Origin of the sequence: Rhodococcus sp. IEGM 1330, from assembly GCF_033142445.1 — a bacterium.
Lineage (GTDB): Bacteria > Actinomycetota > Actinomycetes > Mycobacteriales > Mycobacteriaceae > Rhodococcoides.
This window is the reverse complement of sequence record NZ_JAWLSB010000024.1, coordinates 1-1328: the sequence shown is the minus strand read 5'-3', so window position 1 is coordinate 1328 and position 1328 is coordinate 1. Positions and strand designations below refer to the sequence as shown.

Sequence of the window (1328 nt, the reverse complement as noted above, 5' to 3'; positions counted from 1 at the left end):
CACAGTGATACTGGTGTGGACCGTTGATGCGTGGTCTGACTCTTAACCACACTGACGTCGATCGTTGACTGTCTTTCAGTGGATGTGTCGGCCTCGCATCGACGGTCACCGAACACACGCGACCGGTCGGGCGGAGTGACTTGATAGGAGCCTGACTCACCAGAGTCCCATCACTGTGGTGTCCGCCGTCCCGGCCGGTGCGTGGCCGCCAGTCGAAGGGACAGCCATGACCATCATCACCGAAAGACCACCCGATGTCAGCCTCACCGTCTACGTCGGGATCGACACCCACAAAGACACCCACCACGCAGCGATCATCGACGCACTCGGACGGCCTGTCGCAGACCGTCAATTCCCCAGCACCGAAGTCGGGCACCGGGCACTACTGGCGTGGATCGCCGGGACCGGCGTCGCTGAGAAAGTCGGTGTCGAAGGCACCGGAAGCTACGGCACCACACTGACGACATTCCTGCGCGGCGCCGGCCTCGAGGTCGTCGACGTCGACCGTGTCGATCGGAAGGCGCGTCGTTTCCACGGCAAGTCCGATTCCATCGATGCCCACAGTGCTGCACAGTCCGTTCTCGCCGGGCGAGTCTCGACGATCCCGAAAACCCATGACGGCGATGTCGAAGCAATTCGGTTCTTGCACAATGCCCGTCACTTCTCGGTCAAGGCCAGAGCCGAAGCGATCACCATGCTCAAAGGCGCAATCGTCAACGCCCCCGATCACATCCGTGCGCCCCTGCGGGACCTACCGAACAAGACTCTCGTCGAGACCTGTGCACGCATGCGACCCGGGACAGTCACGCCGGGAAACCTCGACGCCGCGATCAAGACATCACTGCGATGCCTGGCTTTGCAGATCCTCGAACTCGGAACCCACGAACACACCCTCAAAATGCAGATCACCACCTTGGTGAACGCGACCGCACCACAATTACTCGACCGGTTCGGGATCGGATTCGAGACCGCAGCGCAGCTGCTGATCACATTCGGCGACAACCGCGACCGCATCACCAGCGAGGGTGCATTCGCCGCCCTCAGCGGAGTCTCCCCTATCCCGGCGTCGTCGGGGAAAACCAGCCGCCACCGCCTCAACCGCGGCGGTAACCGTCAAGCGAACCGGGCTCTACACGTCATCGTGATGGCACGCCTCAAACACGACGCAGACACACGCAAATATCGCGACCGACGACTCGCAGAAGGCAAAAGCAAACGCGACATCATCCGCTGCCTCAAACGAGCCGTCGCCCGCGAAATCTACCGGCTCCTCAAGCCTGCAAAACCCCTCGAAAAGAGCACTTGACACTCATAGGAGCATCCACTGC

At 61.4% G+C, this 1328-nt stretch carries 1 protein-coding gene; it reads left to right on the top strand.

Annotation, left to right across the window (positions count from 1 at the left end):
* The first annotated feature begins 226 nt into the window (after positions 1-226).
* Positions 227-1306: an IS110 family transposase gene (locus R4P57_RS26745; RefSeq protein ID WP_317805918.1), complete on the top strand. Its 1080-nt coding sequence runs from the start codon at positions 227-229 to the stop codon at positions 1304-1306.
* The last annotated feature ends 22 nt before the right edge of the window (positions 1307-1328 follow it).